This is a genomic window from Enterobacter sp. K510 (assembly GCF_055804875.1).
The window spans coordinates 403,388-420,617 of sequence record NZ_JBNRLQ010000002.1 but is presented as its reverse complement, the minus strand read 5'-3'; the positions used below and the strand labels follow the sequence as shown (position 1 = coordinate 420,617).

At 54.1% G+C, this 17,230-nt stretch carries 18 protein-coding genes; 6 read left to right on the top strand and 12 right to left on the bottom strand.

Translation table 11 applies throughout. The features are described from left to right. Window positions 1–83 precede the first annotated feature (83 nt). The 8 genes from flhC to ACQUTD_RS04585 form a co-directional block, all read right to left on the bottom strand. Entirely contained in the window at window positions 84–662 is a 579-nt protein-coding gene (gene flhC / locus ACQUTD_RS04620; RefSeq protein ID WP_072568877.1) for a flagellar transcriptional regulator FlhC, read from the bottom strand. A gap of 3 nt (window positions 663–665) precedes the next feature. Further along, a complete protein-coding gene (gene flhD / locus ACQUTD_RS04615; RefSeq protein WP_199775931.1) occupies window positions 666–1,019 on the bottom strand; it encodes a flagellar transcriptional regulator FlhD in 354 nt (117 codons plus the stop codon). A gap of 832 nt (window positions 1,020–1,851) precedes the next feature. Beyond that, a complete protein-coding gene (gene otsA, locus ACQUTD_RS04610; protein WP_318364201.1) occupies window positions 1,852–3,276 on the bottom strand; it encodes an alpha,alpha-trehalose-phosphate synthase in 1,425 nt (474 codons plus the stop codon). Next, a complete protein-coding gene (otsB, locus tag ACQUTD_RS04605; protein WP_473273889.1) occupies window positions 3,251–4,060 on the bottom strand; it encodes a trehalose-phosphatase in 810 nt (269 codons plus the stop codon). Before otsB ends, otsA begins: the two co-directional genes overlap by 26 nt. 162 nt (window positions 4,061–4,222) lie before the next feature. Next, on the bottom strand, window positions 4,223–5,203 hold the full coding sequence (gene araH / locus ACQUTD_RS04600; protein WP_072568881.1) for an L-arabinose ABC transporter permease AraH: 981 nt from the start codon (window positions 5,201–5,203) through the stop codon (window positions 4,223–4,225). A 14-nt stretch (window positions 5,204–5,217) separates the two neighbouring features. Further along, window positions 5,218–6,732 (bottom strand): L-arabinose ABC transporter ATP-binding protein AraG, encoded by a 1,515-nt coding sequence (gene araG / locus ACQUTD_RS04595; protein ID WP_473273888.1) that lies wholly within the window; start codon window positions 6,730–6,732, stop codon window positions 5,218–5,220. Window positions 6,733–6,806: 74 nt separating this feature from the next. Next, window positions 6,807–7,796: an arabinose ABC transporter substrate-binding protein gene (locus ACQUTD_RS04590; protein WP_072568883.1), complete on the bottom strand. Its 990-nt coding sequence runs from the start codon at window positions 7,794–7,796 to the stop codon at window positions 6,807–6,809. Between the two features lie 319 nt (window positions 7,797–8,115). After that, window positions 8,116–8,673: a DJ-1/PfpI family protein gene (locus tag ACQUTD_RS04585; protein ID WP_473273887.1), complete on the bottom strand. Its 558-nt coding sequence runs from the start codon at window positions 8,671–8,673 to the stop codon at window positions 8,116–8,118. A gap of 199 nt (window positions 8,674–8,872) precedes the next feature. Between ACQUTD_RS04585 and ACQUTD_RS04580 the strand changes: the two genes are divergently transcribed. Beyond that, on the top strand, window positions 8,873–9,376 hold the full coding sequence (locus ACQUTD_RS04580; RefSeq protein WP_318364198.1) for a non-heme ferritin-like protein: 504 nt from the start codon (window positions 8,873–8,875) through the stop codon (window positions 9,374–9,376). Window positions 9,377–9,557: 181 nt separating this feature from the next. Then, complete coding sequence (locus tag ACQUTD_RS04575) at window positions 9,558–10,901, top strand: anaerobic C4-dicarboxylate transporter (RefSeq protein ID WP_473273886.1); 1,344 nt, start codon at window positions 9,558–9,560, stop codon at window positions 10,899–10,901. A gap of 100 nt (window positions 10,902–11,001) precedes the next feature. Here ACQUTD_RS04575 and ACQUTD_RS04570 read toward each other — a convergent pair whose 3' ends face one another. Together ACQUTD_RS04570 and azuC are read right to left on the bottom strand one after the other, a co-directional pair. Beyond that, on the bottom strand, window positions 11,002–11,253 hold the full coding sequence (locus ACQUTD_RS04570; RefSeq protein ID WP_072568888.1) for a DUF2766 family protein: 252 nt from the start codon (window positions 11,251–11,253) through the stop codon (window positions 11,002–11,004). Window positions 11,254–11,370: 117 nt separating this feature from the next. Beyond that, on the bottom strand, window positions 11,371–11,454 hold the full coding sequence (gene azuC / locus ACQUTD_RS04565; protein WP_088218881.1) for a stress response protein AzuC: 84 nt from the start codon (window positions 11,452–11,454) through the stop codon (window positions 11,371–11,373). A gap of 214 nt (window positions 11,455–11,668) precedes the next feature. Between azuC and ACQUTD_RS04560 the strand changes: the two genes are divergently transcribed. After that, on the top strand, window positions 11,669–13,090 hold the full coding sequence (locus ACQUTD_RS04560; protein ID WP_473273885.1) for an MFS transporter: 1,422 nt from the start codon (window positions 11,669–11,671) through the stop codon (window positions 13,088–13,090). A gap of 33 nt (window positions 13,091–13,123) precedes the next feature. Here ACQUTD_RS04560 and ACQUTD_RS04555 read toward each other — a convergent pair whose 3' ends face one another. Beyond that, the gene (locus ACQUTD_RS04555) at window positions 13,124–13,762 is read right to left on the bottom strand and encodes an RpiB/LacA/LacB family sugar-phosphate isomerase (RefSeq protein WP_072568890.1); all 639 of its coding nucleotides are present in this window, start codon (window positions 13,760–13,762) and stop codon (window positions 13,124–13,126) included. Between the two features lie 249 nt (window positions 13,763–14,011). Between ACQUTD_RS04555 and yecR the strand changes: the two genes are divergently transcribed. The 3 genes from yecR to tyrP all read left to right on the top strand — a co-directional run bounded on the left by yecR (window position 14,012) and on the right by tyrP (window position 16,402). Further along, a complete protein-coding gene (gene yecR / locus ACQUTD_RS04550) occupies window positions 14,012–14,347 on the top strand; it encodes a YecR family lipoprotein (protein WP_072569470.1) in 336 nt (111 codons plus the stop codon). Between the two features lie 199 nt (window positions 14,348–14,546). After that, window positions 14,547–15,044: a non-heme ferritin gene (gene ftnA / locus ACQUTD_RS04545; protein WP_072568891.1), complete on the top strand. Its 498-nt coding sequence runs from the start codon at window positions 14,547–14,549 to the stop codon at window positions 15,042–15,044. A 146-nt stretch (window positions 15,045–15,190) separates the two neighbouring features. After that, complete coding sequence (gene tyrP, locus ACQUTD_RS04540; protein WP_473273884.1) at window positions 15,191–16,402, top strand: tyrosine transporter TyrP; 1,212 nt, start codon at window positions 15,191–15,193, stop codon at window positions 16,400–16,402. A gap of 61 nt (window positions 16,403–16,463) precedes the next feature. Here tyrP and ACQUTD_RS04535 read toward each other — a convergent pair whose 3' ends face one another. After that, a complete protein-coding gene (locus tag ACQUTD_RS04535; protein ID WP_072568892.1) occupies window positions 16,464–17,129 on the bottom strand; it encodes a YecA/YgfB family protein in 666 nt (221 codons plus the stop codon). Window positions 17,130–17,230: the final 101 nt, after the last annotated feature.

Sequence of the window (17,230 nt, the reverse complement as noted above, 5' to 3'; positions counted from 1 at the left end):
GATTTGCGTTTGGCGCGGCGGCGGGGCAAAAAAAAGCAGCGGTAATTGCTTACCGCTGCTGGAGTGTTGCTCACACCGTTCGGTCAAACAGCCTGATTAATCTGTTCATCCAGCAGTTGTGAATTACTATCGGCAACTTCCGGGGAAAGTTTACGTCTTTTTACTGCCCTGGAAGGCGGCTGACACAAACTACAGGCGAAGCTTCCCACGGGCTGGTGCGCATGGGTAATAAAATTGCCGTCGCAGCAGTTGCAGCGTGAAAGCTGCAGCATTCCGCTTTCGACGAAACGGACCAGCGTCCAGGCGCGGGTCAGGGCCAGCAACGGCCCCTCTTCCTGCTGCGGACACTGTTCTAAATAGAGACGGTAAGCTTTGATCACGGCATCAACGCCGCTGCAAAGTCCCGTTTTCAGTAAAAACTGCCAGGCGTTACAGAACATGGAGGCGTGTATATTCTGCTCCCACGTCATAAACCAGTCGGTCGAAAACGGCAGCATGCCTTTCGGCGGCGGGCTGCCGCGCAGTTCTTTATAAAGTTTGATGAGTCGACCACGGCTGAGCTGCGTTTCGCTTTCCAGCATTTGCAACCGCGCGCCAAGCGTAATCAGTTCCATGGCCAGCTGAATATCGCGCGCTTCCTGAACAATGCTTTTGCCGGTCATAAATCAGGCCCTTTTCTTCCGGGCAGGCGTATCAACAGTCTGACCAGCATCGCTGAGTAAACGTGTCGACAGCAAAATACCGGTATGAACCTGCTGCAAATCGTCTACACGGGATTCCTGCGTCAGACGGGTGATCGTCTGGTGGCTGTCAAAGCGGAACTGGCAAATCAGCTGATTGGTTTCAGCCAGTTTTACCATTTGCGGCAATGTCAGCTCGACCATTGTGGATGCCATTTCTTCACTCATCCCCAGACGGAACATGGCTGAGGCTTTGTCCTGACTAATCAGACGCTGTGCAAGAAGGAGATATGACAAATTGATGTCATAAACGTGTTTCAGCAACTCGGATGTATGCATTTTTCCCATCCAGAATAACCAACGAAAATCTTAAGCGGTCAGACCGCACCCCGTGATGTCGCCGGGAAAAAACCCGGTAGAATAAAAAGAAAAGGCAAAATGCAATACTACGATTCAGGGATGTGACGCGGAGGCCTTCGCCTCTTTGGGCGACCTGGTCCTTCGCACGCTGCCATCATTTCTTACGCTAAACTAAGATTTTTCCTAAATCGAGGCAACTGTACTCGCGGACACTCAGACATACAATGTGAGCAAGTAGTATTTTGAAAATAATGTGATCGACGTCACATAATTTAAGCGAATATTCCGAATAAATCCATCAATAAGACTATTGCTTTGCGTCTTTTTTGTTCTATTGAATCTGTTTTCTATTCCTTTCGCACGAATAGACATGCAAACACCTCTGACCTGTGCGTGAAAAGAATGCACTGCTTTTCAAAGCAACGGCTTAGCGTAAATGATCGATCTCTATTGTAGAGACAAATTAATAATAATCTTATAAAACAACACATTATGCAGGAGGATAAAAAGCCCGGTCGCTTTTGTTAACGATTACAAAATTACTAATCCTCAGGATTAGTAAAACAGCAGCCAGGGTTTTTTATCGCGCAGATTTGGGTTAAGAAGCGGTATTTTTGCAAAATGGTTACGTTGTGAACTATTCCAGTAGTAAGAATAATTAATGAATATTTATTAACTCTGTCATAAAACTAACATCTTTTGTAGTTGCGCTGAAACATAAAAAAGAGTATGGGAGTGGCAAAAACGAGGAAGCGGGAGGCGTGTCGGGCAAGAGAAACACGTGCTCCCGCCTGCGCGGGAGCACGTGTTATCAGGCTAATTTCGGAAAGGTCGCCACGTTATTTTGCAGCAAACTTTCTGCACTACGTGGCGTTATGCGCTTTAGGTCGGCGATAAACCTCTTCTGCCAGGCGTCGATGTCATTTTTCTGGATAATGTCCAGCATCTCGGCGTGGCGGGAAATACGTTCAGCCAGCGGCATTGTCAGCGCACGGTCCATCGCCGCCGCCACATCATCGCGATCGTACGGGTTCACCAGCAGCGCGGACGTCAGCTCGTTGGCGGCACCGGCAAAGCGGGAAAGGATCAGCACGCCCGGATTCGCCGGATCCTGCGCGGCCACGTACTCCTTCGCCACCAGGTTCATGCCGTCACGCAGCGGCGTGACCAGACCAACGTCGGAGTAGCGGAAGACTTTCATCAAAAGCTTGCGGTCAAAGTGCTGGTTGAGATAGTACAGCGGCGTCCAGCCCAGCTGGCCGTATTTACCGTTGATGCGCCCTGCTTCGGTTTCAAGCTGATGACGAATATCCTGATACGCCTGCACGTCACCACGGGACGTCGGCGCAATCTGCGTATAACGAATTTTGCCGTGATGCTCGGGGAATTTCTCCAGCAGCGTTTCAAAGGCCGCAAAACGCTCCGGCAGACCTTTGGAGTAGTCCAGACGCTCAACGGAGAAGATATTTTTAACGCCTTTCAGCTCTTCTTTCAGCTGGGCCATTTTTGGCGGCAGCGGCCCGGCGGCAGCCTGGGCGATCTCTTTTGGCTCAATACCAATCGGATAGACTTCAGTGGCGAAGGTTTTGCCCCAGGCGGTATGGGTTTTCTTGTCTTTGGCGATCAGACGCGTCTGGCTGGCGATGCTGTCGAGGAAGGACACACGGTCGCTTTCCGTCTGGAAGCCCAGCAGATCGTAATCGCACAGCTGTTCTAACAGCTCGGCATGGGGCGGTAAGGCGTTGAAAATTTCCGGCGTCGGGAAAGGAATATGCAGGAAGAAACCGATCTGGTTTTTCACGCCGCGCTGACGCAGCTCATGGGCGAACGGCAGCAGATGGTAATCGTGGATCCACAGCACATCGTCTTCTTCCAGTAGCGGCAGCAGTTTGTCCGCCAGCAAAGCGTTTACGCGCTGATAGCCTTCCCAGGATTCACGCTGGAACTGTACCAGGTCCAGACGATAGTGGAACGCAGGCCAGAGCACCGCGTTAGAAAACTGGTTGTAATACTCTTCGTAATCCTGTTCGCTGAGGTTAAAAGAGGCCCAGGTAATATTACCGCGCGTCTCTTTCTTTAAAGGTTGATCTTCATTGCCTGTCTCACCGCTCCAGCCAAACCAGAGTCCCCCGGTGGCTTTCAGCGCGCCTAAAATCCCGACAGCCAGACCACCTGCGCTTGCTTTTTTATCATCCGGCGGTGCAATGCGATTAGATACTACGACTAAGCGACTCATAGCCATCTCTCCTGTTTGTTAGCGCTAATTTTTCTTGTTGTAAGTGATGATCAATCATCTGTTCGAGCCACTGGTGTACAGCAGAAACGCCGTCCAGTCGCCATTGTGCCTGGGTGTCCCCTAAGCCGACTTTGATCGAGACGCCGCCTGCGCGGTTCACGACCTTAAATCCTTGTTCATCGGTGAGGTCATCGCCCAGGAATACGGGTTTTCTGCCCGCAAACGGGGTTTCCTGCATAAATGCGTCGATGGCGGCGCCTTTACTGATGCCGCGCGGTTTCAGTTCAACAACGCATTTGCCTGGCTGTAAGGCCAGTTCATCGTGTTTTGCTTCCAGCGCCTGTGCCAGCGCGTAGATAGCGTCTTCGTGGTGCATGGCCTGACGGTAATGGAGTGCAAATGCCATTCCTTTTGCTTCGAGTTCGGTGCCCTCAAGACCATCCAGCCCGGCAATCAGCTCCAGTTCAATCTGCTTTACCAGCTCAGGCGGCAGCGTCACCACGTGGTGTTCGCCATTGCTGTCACGGCGTTCTGCGCCGTGGACGCCCGCAAGGGGAAAGCGATATGGACTGGCAAGCGCATCCAGCTCACGCATCGAACGGCCGGACACCAGAGACACTGCGCCCTGGTTAAGCTCAGCAAGTTGATGCAACTGGTCCCGCACCCTGGCGGGGATGGCTACCTGATCGGGATGGGGTTTGATGTCAGCGAGGGTTCCGTCGAGGTCAAAAAAGAACGCAAAATTACCAGAAAAAATCGGCGGTACAGTTAACTGGTCGGCCACTCTGGTCTCCTCCTTACAGTTCAGATGGTCTGCTCCGGCAGACGCATCGCATTATCATTAGCTCTGTAAGTATAGACAGTGTGACGGGGCTCGCCATTTTAAGAAGGCGTTGCCAGCCATCGGGACGGCTGGCAACGGGGGAGATAAACTTAAAGGTTAAGCTTAAACAGTACGCTTCGCTTTTTGCTTGTAGCGGTCAAAAATCACCGCCGCCAGCAGGATCAAACCGCGCACCACATACTGGGAGAATGGCGAAATATTAAGCAAATTCATGGCGTTCTCCACCGTGCCCAGAATCAGGATCCCGGCCACCACATAGGAGATTTTGCCAATGCCCCCTTTCAGCGACACGCCGCCCAGCACGCAGGCTGAGATGACGATCAGCTCATAGCCGATGGAGGTCATTGGCTGTCCGCTGGTCATGCGCGACGCCAGAATAATGCCCGCAATCGCCGACACCAGACCCGACAGAATAAAGATGATGATTTTGGTGCGTACCACAGGGACACCGGCCAGGCGAGCTGCCTCTTCGTTACCGCCAATCGCCAGCGTATTTCGACCAAAAGTTGTACGGTTTAGTAAAAATCCGAAAATGGCCAGACAGATAACGGTGAGCCAGATAGGCGCCGGTAAACCGAGCCAGTTAGTGTAACCGAGGGCGAAAAAACGCTCATCTTCAATGCCGACCGCCTTGCCATCGGAAATGATATAGGCCAGCCCGCGCACAATCTGCATGGTCGCCAGCGTGGTGATCAGCGCGTTGATTTTCAGCCGGGCGATGACAAAGCCGTTTACCAGACCGCTGAGCACGCCGAGCATCAGCCCGGCGAAGATACCGATCCACAGGCTTTCGGTCATGTTGATCACCACCGCGGTGGTGACGCCCGCACAGGCAATGACCGAGGCGACGGACAGGTCGAAATCCCCGGAGGCGAGGCAGAACAGCATGCCGCAGGCCACCATGCCGGACATGGAGATCGCCAGCCCCAGCCCTTTCATGTTTACAAAGCTGGCAAAATTGGGCACAAAAATGGCGCAGCCGATAAACAGCACGGCAAACACCACCAGCATGCCGTACTGGTCCCAGATACGACCCAGGTTGAATGGCGACTTAGGCGCGCCGGAAGTGGTTAAAGACGACATCATATTCTCCTTGCTCAGGCGACAGCCTGGCTAACTTTAGGCATGGCAAGGCTTAACGCCTGCTGTTCATCCGCCTGACCGTGTAGTAATTCACCGGCGATCTCCCCTTCGCGCATCACCAGGATGCGGTCGGCGAGGCCGAGCACTTCGGGCAGGTCGCTGGAGGCGAACAGTACCGCCACGCCGCGTGCCGCCAGCGCATAAATCACGTTATAGATTTCATGTTTCGCGCCAACATCAATGCCGCGCGTTGGCTCATCAAGCAAAATGACCTTCATCTCTTCGGATAACCAGCGCCCGAGAATGGCCTTCTGCTGATTACCGCCGGAGAGATTCATGATCAGCTGCTCAGCGCCGGGGGTTTTAATATTCAGTGAACGAATATGGTGATCGGCGTTCTGCACTTCCCAGCCGTCGTTGATCAGGCAGCCTGCGCGGATGTATTTGCGACGGGCGCTGATGTTGATGTTATCGCGCACCGAATGCACCGGAATAATGCCTTCGGCTTTGCGGTCTTCCGGGCACAGCATCATGCCCGCGGCAATGGCGTGGCCGGGTTTCTGGATGTTGATGGCCTTGCCGTCGATCCACACCTGGCCTGCGGTGATGCGCGTCCCTCCAAACAGCCCTTTCATCAGTTCGCTGCGTCCCGCCCCTACGAGCCCGAACAGGCCGACGATTTCCCCGCGCTTCACCGACAGGCTCACCGGCTTACGCACGCCCGGCGCTTTGACCTCATCAAGGCGCAGCATCTCTTCACCGGTCTCACGCGGCTGCCAGCCATAGATATCGCCCAGATCGCGGCCTACCATCGCTTTCACCAGTGAATCATGGTTGACCTTCTCCATGTCGTCGAAGGTGCAGACATAGCGACCATCTTTAAATACGGTAATGGCATCGCTTAAGGCGAAAATCTCCTCCATGCGGTGCGAAACATAAATAATCACCCGCCCTTCGTCGCGCAGTTCGCGGATGACGCGGAACAGGTTGTCGATTTCACGGGCCGAGAGCGAACTGGTTGGTTCATCAAAGGCGATCACTTTGGCGTTACGCGCCAGCGCTTTGGCTATTTCCACCATCTGCCACTGCCCAATCGACAAGTATTTCAGCGGTGTTTGTGGATCGATATCGAGGCCGAGATGCTCCAGCTGTAGCCGGGCTTCGTAGTTCAGCAGCGAACGGTTAACGAAGCCGCCTTTATGGGGCAGTTGTCCGAGATAAATATTCTCCGCCACGGTCATTTCAGGTACCAGATGCAGTTCCTGATAAATAATGGCGACGCCGGCATACAGGGCGGCGGGCGTATCCGCAAAGGTGACGTCTTCGCCGCGCAGGGCCAGGGTGCCGGTGGTGGGGGCATAGTTGCCGCTGAGGATTTTCAGCAGCGTGGATTTTCCCGCGCCGTTCTCCCCCATCAGGGCGTGAACCTGGCCTGCATAGCAATCAAAGCTGATGTCGCTGAGCGCTTTTACGCCAGGGAAGGTTTTGCCAATCCCCCGGAAAGACAGGTATGGAGTTGACTGTTGCATAACATCTCCGAAACGCTTTTCAGTGTACGACAGGCCCTCCACCCGGCGGATGAAGGGCACACTTGCCACGCGTATTACTTAACGCCGAGTCCTTTTTTCGCCAGCTCTTCTTTAAAGTTATCGCGGGTGATCAGCACCACATCGGTAACCGCGGTGAATTTCGGCGGCTCAACGCCCTTCTCCACCCAGTTGTAAAGCATTTCGCTGGTTTTATAGCCGTGCACGTCCGGGCTTGGCAGCAGCGAACCATAGAAGCCGGTGCCCTGCGCTTTCGACAGTTCGCTCACCGCATCCACGCCGTTAATGCCGATACCGATAACATCAGCCGCTTTAAAGCCCTGGCCTTCTGTGGCGCGCACACCGCCCAGCACGGTGTTATCGTTCATACCGACCACCAGCCAGTGTTTCACTTCCGGATGCTGCACCAGCAGGGAGTTACCGGCGTCAAACGCGCCCGGAATATCGTTTGCTTTGGTCGGCACCTGGTAAATTTGTTTTTCCGGGAAGCCCGCGGCTTTCAGCGCGTCCATGGAGCCGGTGGTACGACGGCGGGCGGTGTCCAGCTCGTCGGCGGTAATGGCCATCACCGCGGTATCTTTCACGTCCCAGCCACGTTTTTGCATCTCTTTATAAAGTTCCTGTCCCTGGCGCGCGCCGATTTCGCTCGCCGCCATCATCACCAGCGGGACGGATTCCATCGGTTTGCCTTTCGCGGTCACAAACTGGTCATCAACGGCGATGACCTTCATGTCATAGCCTTTGGCTTTCGCCACAATGGCTGAACCCAGTTTTGGATCCGGCGTACAGATGACGAAGCCTTTCGCGCCGCTTGCCGCGAGGCTGTCGATGGCGTTCAGGGTTTTCTCCCCGTCCGGTACGGCGATTTTGATCACTTCAAAACCCAGATCTTTCCCGGCTTTATCGGCGAACTTCCATTCTGTCTGGAACCACGGCTCTTCCGGCTGTTTCACCAGAAAACCGAGTTTCATGGTTTCTGCGATAGCGGATTGTGACATAACGGCAGCCAGACCGATGGCTGCCAGCGCTTTAGTGAATTTGTGCATGGTTAACTCCAGCTTTAGCGTTCTTTTATGTAGGGAAAAACGGTTTTTCTGTTCTTTAATCAGACAGAAAACAAAGCATTAGCCGATACTGTTCAGGATATGCTTCTGCTGGAGAGTAGTTTTAGCGGGAAATTAATCATCCATAGGAGAGCGCCATCACACCGCAGAATTACAGTAATTGCGTACATAAATTCAGCGGAAAATGACATAAAAAAAGGCGTATTTGTCGGACAATTGCGGCGGGCGCCAGCTAAATTATCCATAACGTCAGCCAGCTTATCCTTGTCGCCCGGATGCGTTGCACATCCGGGCCTGTTCACTACCAGGGATAATAGATATGTTCGGCGTGTTCGCGCACCGGCGCGTCGTCACCCAGTAAGCGTGCCGATACCGTGAGCGCAAAATCAAATACGTGCCCCAGGCCTTTGCCACTGATCAGATTGCCATCTTCCACCACCGGCGCATCCACATATTCGCCGTTTTTCACGCCCTGCCACAGATCGCCGGAGCAGACGTAGCGCCGCCCGTTCAGCAGATCGTTACCCCCCAGTACGCGCGCCGCCGCCGAACAGATCGGGCAAATCAGTTTACCTGCCGCATCGTGCGCCTTCACGAACTGGATCACCTCCGCACTGGCCGCCAGATTGACGCTGCCCTGCGGCCCGCCCGGCAGCACCACGGCGTCGTACAGCGTCTCCAGCCGCTCAGTGAGGGTGCTGTCCGCCACCATAGGGATAGCATGATAGCTTTCCACCGCGCGGGAGCCAGCGCAGGCCAGGGTTTCCACCTCATTATGCAGACGACGCAGAATATCGATGGTGACAATGGCTTCGGCTTCTTCAAATCCCGGTGCGAGTAATACCGCCACTTTTTTCATTTTTTATTCCTTCAGGTAAGAGTTAACTTCACCATAAACTTAATTTCAGTAAAATTAAACTGCCAGTTCAAAGCTATCGCACCTAGACCTTATCGCCGGTAAATTTCTGCCGTTTCGCCTAAGTGCCTCACAGGTCACAGTAATTATCCGTGCGATCTTTCTATGCTGTAGTCAGTTACTCATAACAAGGATATTTGCTATGGCTATTGTCGGAATGGTTCAAAAACTCAATACGCAAATGAATCTTGAGTTCCAGGCATCCAGTCTTTATTTGTCGCTCAGCGAATGGTGCGCCGGACACAGCCTGAACGGAACCGCCACTTTCCTGCGTACCCAGGCGCAGGGCAATATCACGCAAATGATGCGCGTGTTTGAATATATGAAACGCGAAGGGGCGAATCCCATCGTAAAAGCTGCCGAACCCTTCCATGACGACTATTCCACCCTTGAAGATCTGTTCACAAAAATGCTTGAGGCGTATTCCCAGCGCTGCGCCACCCTCGCCCGCTTAACGGCGGAAGCGGCGGCCATGAACGATGCCTGTACGCTGGAATTTTTGCGGCAGCTGGAAAAAGAGCAGCAGCAGGACGGCCTGTTGTTGCAGACCATTATGGAAGAAGTGCATAACGCGCAGCAGTCGGGTATGGGTTTACCCCAAACCGATCAGCATTTACTTAATATCGTTAACTTCCGGCAGCATTAATCCACCACTGTTACTCAGCCCCGGCCCGCGTCGGGGTTGTTAATTTTTGCGGCTCAATGTTGCAGGAATGTGCATAACCCTTTGATTACCCGCGTTTTAACAAAGTCGATCTGGCTCGCAAAGATCAACCTTACAAAATGTAATGATTTAGAGCATCAATGTTTAATTACACAGGTGCTTCATGATCACTCTTGAATTTATTGTCATTATCCTCTGTCTGCTGGTGGGTACCCGCTTCGGCGGCATGGGCCTCGGCCTGATCAGCGGTATCGGCCTGTTCATACTGACCTTTGTGTTTGGCCTGCAACCGGGTAAACCGCCGGTTGACGTGATGCTGACTATCCTGGCGGTGATCGGCTGCGCCGCCACGCTGCAAACCGCCGGCGGGCTGAACGTGATGATGCAGTTTGCCGAGCGACTGCTGCGTCGCCACCCGCAGCATATTACATTGCTCGCGCCCTTCACCACCTGGACGCTGACGTTTTTGTGCGGCACCGGGCATGTGGTCTACACCATGTTTCCCATTATCGCCGATATCGCACTGAAAAAAGGTATCCGCCCGGAGCGCCCGATGGCGGTGGCGTCGGTGGCTTCACAAATGGCCATTACCGCCTCGCCCGTTTCGGTGGCGGTGGTGTCGCTGGTCTCTATTCTGGCGGCGCAGCACGGCATCGGGCAGGCGTGGAGCATCCTCGAGATCCTCGCCGTCTCCGTGCCGGCCTCGCTGTTTGGCGTGGCCGTCGCTGCGCTGTGGAGCCTGCGCCGGGGTAAGGATCTGGCGGAGGACGCGGAGTTCCAGCAGAAATTAACCGATCCGAAACAGCGGGAATTTATCTACGGCAGCAGCGACACCTTAATGAATCAGCGCTTCCCGAAGCAGGCGTACTGGTCAACCTGGATCTTCTTCGCCGGTATCCTTGTGGTGGTATTACTGGGCGCGTTGCCGGAACTGCGACCCTCATTTGAGGTGAAGGGCAAAATGACGCCGCTGTCGATGAACCTGGTGATCCAGATGATGATGCTGATTGCCGGGGCGGTGATGCTGATCGTCTGTAAGGTGAATGCGTCGACCATTTCCAGCGGCGCGGTGTTCAAGGCCGGGATGGTGGCGATTTTTTCGGTGTTTGGCGTGGCGTGGATGAGTGACACTTTCTTTCAGGCGCATCTGGAGGAGTTAAAAGTGGCGCTGGAGGGCGTGGTGCAGAATCATCCCTGGACCTACGCGATTGTGTTATTCCTGGTGTCCAAGCTGGTCAACAGCCAGGCGGCGGCACTGACTGCCGTTGCGCCCATGGCGCTGATGCTGGGCGTCGAGCCAAAAATGCTGCTGGCGTTTTTCCCGGCGTCATACGGCTATTTTGTACTGCCGACCTATCCGAGCGATCTGGCCTGTATCGGCTTTGACCGTTCAGGCACCACCCGCATCGGGAAATTCATCATCAACCACAGCTTTATTATTCCGGGGCTGATTGGCGTCAGCTGTGCCTGTGTGGCGAGCTATGCGCTGGTGATGGCGCTGTTCTGATCCTGCCGGCGGGGTCGCCCCCGCCTTTTTTCAGCGCGGCTTCCGCGCCCGATCTTCGAAAACATCCGTTTGAATAATTCAAAACGAAGGTTTACTTTAGCTAGTGCGCCTCGCCCTGCGGCGTGAACTTCAGCTCAATCAGCGCAATGGCTTTCTGTATGGCGCGGCGGGTCACCGGATCGGCGGCAGCCGGGTGGGTGGTGAAATCGATGGTTTTCAGCTGCTGCGACATTTTCTCACGCACTTCAACCGGCGCGATAACGTCAATGATGTCGAGGATTTGTTTGATCACCAGCTGGCAGGCGACAACGTCAGATACCAGTTCTTGATCGGCACTCAGGGATTCAGACATGGAAGGCTCCTTTCAGTAAGGACGCCATAGTAGCGGGAAGCGCTGCGAAAAGGTAGTTTGCCCGGCCTGCACAGCGTACATCAGATATAAAAAAACCTGCCGCAGCAGGTTTTTTTATCAGAACATCGCGCCAGGCGGGACGTCTTTGAAAGTTTTGCAGTAGGTTTCAAAAATGCTTTTCAGGATCTTACGCAGTTTCATCTTTTGCTCCGGTGAAATTTGTTATGCAGGTGTTATGTTTCTGTGTGCACATAATATGACCTGCATCACAAAAATCAACCAGTTTGTGAAGCCCATCACATTAAAAAACGCATTGATATTTTAGTTTTTTTTTAAAATGCATGATAAATCCGTGGGTTACGGATATTTCATTTCTGTAAAAATTTAAAATTTTTTTTAAAATGGCAGACCAAAAATGAGTGACAGCACCCAACCGGAGGCCAGACGCGGCGTTTCTCCCGCCGCGCTGCTGGTCGCCGGGGCGTTTTTTATGGAGTTTCTCGACGGTACGGTGATCGCTACCGCCCTGCCGGACATGGCGGAAAGTTTCGGCGTCGACGCCGTCGATCTGAATATCGGTATCAGCGCCTATCTCATCACCCTGGCCGTGTTGATCCCGGCCAGCGGCTGGATCGCCGACCGCTTTGGCGCGCGGAAAGTCTTTGCCTCGGCGCTGGCAATCTTCACCCTCGCCTCGGTGTTCTGTGGCCTCGCGGTCAGCGTGGAGTGGTTTGTCGCCATGCGTATTTTACAGGGCATCGGCGGCGCGCTGATGGTGCCGGTCGGACGGCTGGCGGTATTGCGCACCACACCCAAGCATCTGCTCATCACCGCCATCGCCACCCTCACCTGGCCCGCCCTGGTCGCGCCGATCATTGGCCCACCGCTGGGCGGCTTTATTACCAGTTTCGCCAGCTGGCGGTGGATCTTCTTTATTAATGTACCGCTGGGGCTGATCGCCATTGCGCTGGCGCTGCGCATCATTCCGGATATTCGCGAGGAGGAGCGGCGGCCTTTCGATATGCCCGGTTTCCTCTCCACGGCTATTGCGATGGTCAGCCTGGTGTATGCCATGGAATCGCTGGGCGCGCAGCAGCCGCAGGGGTGGCTGACGGCGGCGATGTTGCTGCTGGGCGCGGGCACGCTGTTTTATGCGCTGCGCCATTTTCAGCGCGCCCGCTGGCCGATGATACGTCTCGATGCCATGCAGGTGCCGACCTTCCGCGTGACCATGTATGGCGGTTCGCTGTTTCGCGCCTCCATCAGCGCCGTGCCTTTTCTGTTACCGCTGATGTTTCAGGTGGGCTTTGGTATGGACGCCTTTCATGCCGGGCTGCTGGTGCTGGCGGTGTTTGTCGGCAATCTGACGATAAAACCCGCCACCACCCCGCTTATTCGCTGGCTGGGATTCAAAAAACTGCTGCTGATCAACGGCGCGCTCAATGTGCTGGCGCTGCTGGCCTGCGCCTTCCTGACGCCCACGACGCCGGTGTGGGTGATCCTGCTGGTGCTCTATCTCGGCGGCGTATTTCGTTCAATACAGTTTACCGGCGTCAGCACGCTGGCCTTCGCGGATGTGCCTTCGGCGCAAATGAGCTATGCCAATACGCTATTCAGCACCGCGACACAGCTGGCGGTGGGGCTGGGCATTACGCTGGGGGCGATTGGTATTCGTATCGGCGAACGGGTTGGCGACTGGCTCTCGCTTGGGGAGGTGCCGGGGATCAGTTTTCGCCTGGCGTTCGTGGCTATCGCGCTGATTTGTCTGGTGGGCATGGCGGATACGCTGCGGCTGACGAAAGATGCCGGCAGTGCGGTGTCGAATAAAAAGAGATAAAAAAAGGCCAGCGAACGCTGGCCTTTCGGGATGTTATGCGAGCATTTCACGTACGAAGGCTTCGATCTCTTTATCCTGGCAGTTTTCGAAGAAACACTCCTGGAAACGCTGGCCGGAAACGGCGGTTTTCACCAGCTCCGGATCGATGGCGCGCAGAGTGTCCAGATAGTTATCTTTTACCACGGCGGCTTTCACCTGGTTCAGAATGCCCGCGTTACGCACCTGCGGCTCTTTACGCTCCGGCGGATACCCTTCGCCTTTGCGGCCGGTGAAGGCTTTTTCGAAGATAAAGCGCACGTTCAGCTCTGCGCCCCAGCCAAAACCTTTAGCGAACGGCAGCGCCAGCGCGTTACCGTTGTTGATCTGCGCAAACAGGAAGGCATCTGCCGGATCGATGCAGTAGCCGCAGTTCACGCCCGGATGGATATTCAGCGACATCAGCGCGCCCTGACCGGTGCCGCAACCGGCAATCACGAAATCAACGGCTTTAGAGTTCAGCAGGATGCTGGCCATGATGCCTAAGTGGATGTAGGTCAGGTGATGGTCATTCTCGTCGCTCATGCCGACGTTGAAAACCGGGAAGTTCTTCTCATCCGCGACGGTTTTCAGCTCTTTAAGGATAATGGCGTTTTTGGCAGCCTGGCTGTTTTCCATCATCAGTGCAATTTTCATTGTGTCTTCTCCTGAAGCGTTGCGGGATGTCCCGCCGTGAATAGCGAACGTTTTAGAAACCTTACTACTAAGCAAACATACTTTCAAATTTAGTGAAAAATCGTTTTAAAAAGTTGTGAGGTGCTCACAGTTTTCCCCGCTTCGCTGGCCGTTACAATTAGTAAGGCCAGAAAATCCGGCTATTCAGGCTATTGGGCGGGAAAGAGAGGTTGTAGGATGAGAACATCGAAACTGAATCAGAGCGATACCATGAAGAGTATGCTTTTAGCCGCCGCAGTACTGCTGCTGGCAGGATGCACCATCACTAAAGAGCCGCAGGTGAGCGAGGTCATTCAGACTACCGGTGTGGTACGACTGAATTTTAACGAAGCCATGCTACAAAATGCGCGCTTTGATGAGTATACCACCCACGGCACCGCCACGCGTCAGTGCCAGCAAATGGGCTATGCCACCGCCGCTGCATACGGTCAGCCGATCCGTACCTGTAGCGTATTCAGCGGTTCACTGTGCCTTAATGAAAAGATCACCCTGCAATACCAGTGTCAGGGGCTGGCGCTGTCGCCTGCCGCCACCGGCTATTATTAATCTTTACCACCTGCGTTATTACGCAGGTGGCGCTTATTTATAATAAAAAGAATTATTCTCAGGTAATTTAACCTTCACATCTAATGCGTATTATTCACATTACCATTCAAATTAATTATTCTATTTTACCTTTTGCAAATAATTAAATAACAAATTATAGTGGCGCCATTATTCATTGCGCACTTCCTGGAGCCGTATCATGCTTAAAGCAGAAATGATCGAAAAATTAAATGAGCAAATGAATCTGGAGCTTTACTCCTCTCTGCTTTATCAGCAGATGAGCGCCTGGTGCAGCTACCACAGCTTCGAAGGCGCGGCAGCCTTCCTGCGCCGCCACGCGCAGGAAGAGATGACCCACATGCAACGCCTGTTTGATTATCTGGCCGATACCGGCAGCCTGCCGTGTATTAATACTATTCCATCGCCGGTTGCGGAATATGCGTCTTTAGACGATCTGTTCCGTTCCACTTATGAACACGAACAGCTGATCACGCAAAAAATTAATGAACTGGCGCACGTGGCAATGACCACGCAGGATTATCCGACCTTTAATTTCCTGCAATGGTATGTGGCCGAACAGCACGAAGAAGAAAAATTATTTAAATCTGTTATCGATAAACTATCGCTGGCGGGTAAAAGCGGCGAAGGTTTGTATTTCATTGATAAAGAACTTTCCACGCTCGATGCCCAAAAGTAATACTTCAGGCGGTGACACTGTCACCGCATTAAACCTCTGTAAACATTAAATTACACCGCGTGTAACGCCCGTTTGACGAGGCTGTCATTTTCCCTTACTCTGCGCCGCATATTCGAATGTGCAATGGTTTATGGGCAGAGGAAAGCGTGAAGAATCGGACGCTGGGTAGTGTTTTTATCGTCGCGGGAACGACAATCGGGGCCGGTATGCTGGCGATGCCGCTGGCGGCGGCTGGGGTGGGATTTGGCGTAACCTTAGTGCTGCTGTTCGGCCTGTGGGCGCTGATGTGTTATACCGCTCTGCTGTTGCTTGAAGTGTATCAGCACGTCCCTGCCGATACCGGGCTGGGTTCGCTGGCGCGTCGCTACCTGGGCCGCTACGGTCAGTGGCTGACCGGTTTCAGTATGATGTTTCTGATGTATGCCCTCACCGCAGCCTATATGACAGGCGCGGGCGAGCTGCTGGCGGCAAGCCTCGGCTCCTGGCTCGACATCACCGTTTCACCGGTCGCCGGTGTGCTGTTGTTTACCCTGATTGCGGGCGGCGTCGTCTGCGCGGGCACGTCGCTGGTGGATCTGTTTAACCGCTTTCTGTTCAGCGCCAAGATCCTCTTTCTGGTGGTCATGCTGGCGCTGTTAATGCCGCACGTACACAAAATCAATCTGCTGACGCTGCCGCTGGAGAAAGGGCTGGCGCTGTCGGCAATTCCGGTAATTTTCACCTCCTTTGGTTTCCATGGCAGCGTGCCGAGCATCGTCAGCTACATGAATGGCAACATCCGTAAGCTACGCACGGTATTTATTACCGGCAGCGCCATTCCGCTGGTGGCCTATATTTTCTGGCAACTGGCGACGCTGGGCAGCATCAACTCCTCCACCTTTATGGGATTACTGGCGGATCAGGCCGGGCTGAACGGGTTATTACAGGCGCTGAGAGAAGTGGTCGCCTCGCCGCACGTTGAACTGGCGGTGCATCTGTTCGCCGATCTGGCGCTGGCCACTTCCTTCCTTGGCGTGGCGCTGGGCCTGTTTGATTACCTGGCGGATCTGTTTAATCGTCGTAATAACGTTGCCGGACGTTTACAGACCGGGGCGATCACCTTCCTGCCGCCGCTGGCTTTTGCCCTTTTTTATCCGCGTGGGTTTGTGATGGCGCTGGGTTATGCCGGTGTGGCGCTTGCCGTGCTGGCGCTGCTGATCCCGTCGCTGCTGGCGTGGCAAAGTCGTAAGCATAGTCCGCAGACGAGTTATCGCGTCAGCGGTGGCAAGCCTGCATTAGCGCTGGTGTTTTTGTGTGGGATCGCGGTGATTGCCGTGCAGTTCTGTATTGCAGCCGGATTATTGCCGGAGGTGGGTTAACGGCGCTTCTTTTATTGCCGGGTGGCGCTGCGCTTACCCGGCAAGCTGGTGCAAGTGACTATCAGTGCAGGCAGCACTGCTTGAATTTTTTACCGCTGCCGCACGGGCAAGGGTCGTTACGGCCCACTTTTTCACCGGCGGTGAACGGCTTCGCCACTTCAATTTCCTGCTGATTGTCGGCCCAGTAATCGTACAGCGCCAGCGCCGCAGGTTTAATCGCCTCTATGCTCTCTTCAAAGGCTTCCGGCGTCATCTGCTCCACACGTTCGAAGTTCTCTTCTTTACCGTGCAGTTCAATGGCCGCCAGCGCTGGCTTTAACGGATCCGGTAAGGATGACCAGTCGCTCAGGCTGACGCCGCGCAGATAACCGAAGCACCACTCTTCCACAATGGTCAGCTCCTGATCTTCCACGTCGCGCGTTCCAAACAGCGGTTCAAACTGTTCCGGATACTCGGCCAGACGATCGCCGATATCGTCCATATGCTGGAAAGCGAGCATCATGAAACGCTCCATCTCCTTTTCCGACGACCAGTTCGGCACCTTGTCAGCACCGCCCCACAGCGCCACCAGCCACTGGCTCGGCTCAACCGGCACCGGCGAGCTCAGCACCGCAGTGAGTAAGCCATCCAGCTCTGAGACATCCATAATGGACGCTTCCGTACCGTACTTCATCAGTACGTCTTCCAGCCATTCCAGCTCTTTCTCGTTCAGGGGTCCGGTTTTCATTGTGCATATTCCTCGGTGAGGTGCGAAATACGCACCGTAAAAAAGGAATTTTAACACAGGTGGGGTGCAAAATTATTGGCGATACTGAGGTAACTGTGTTC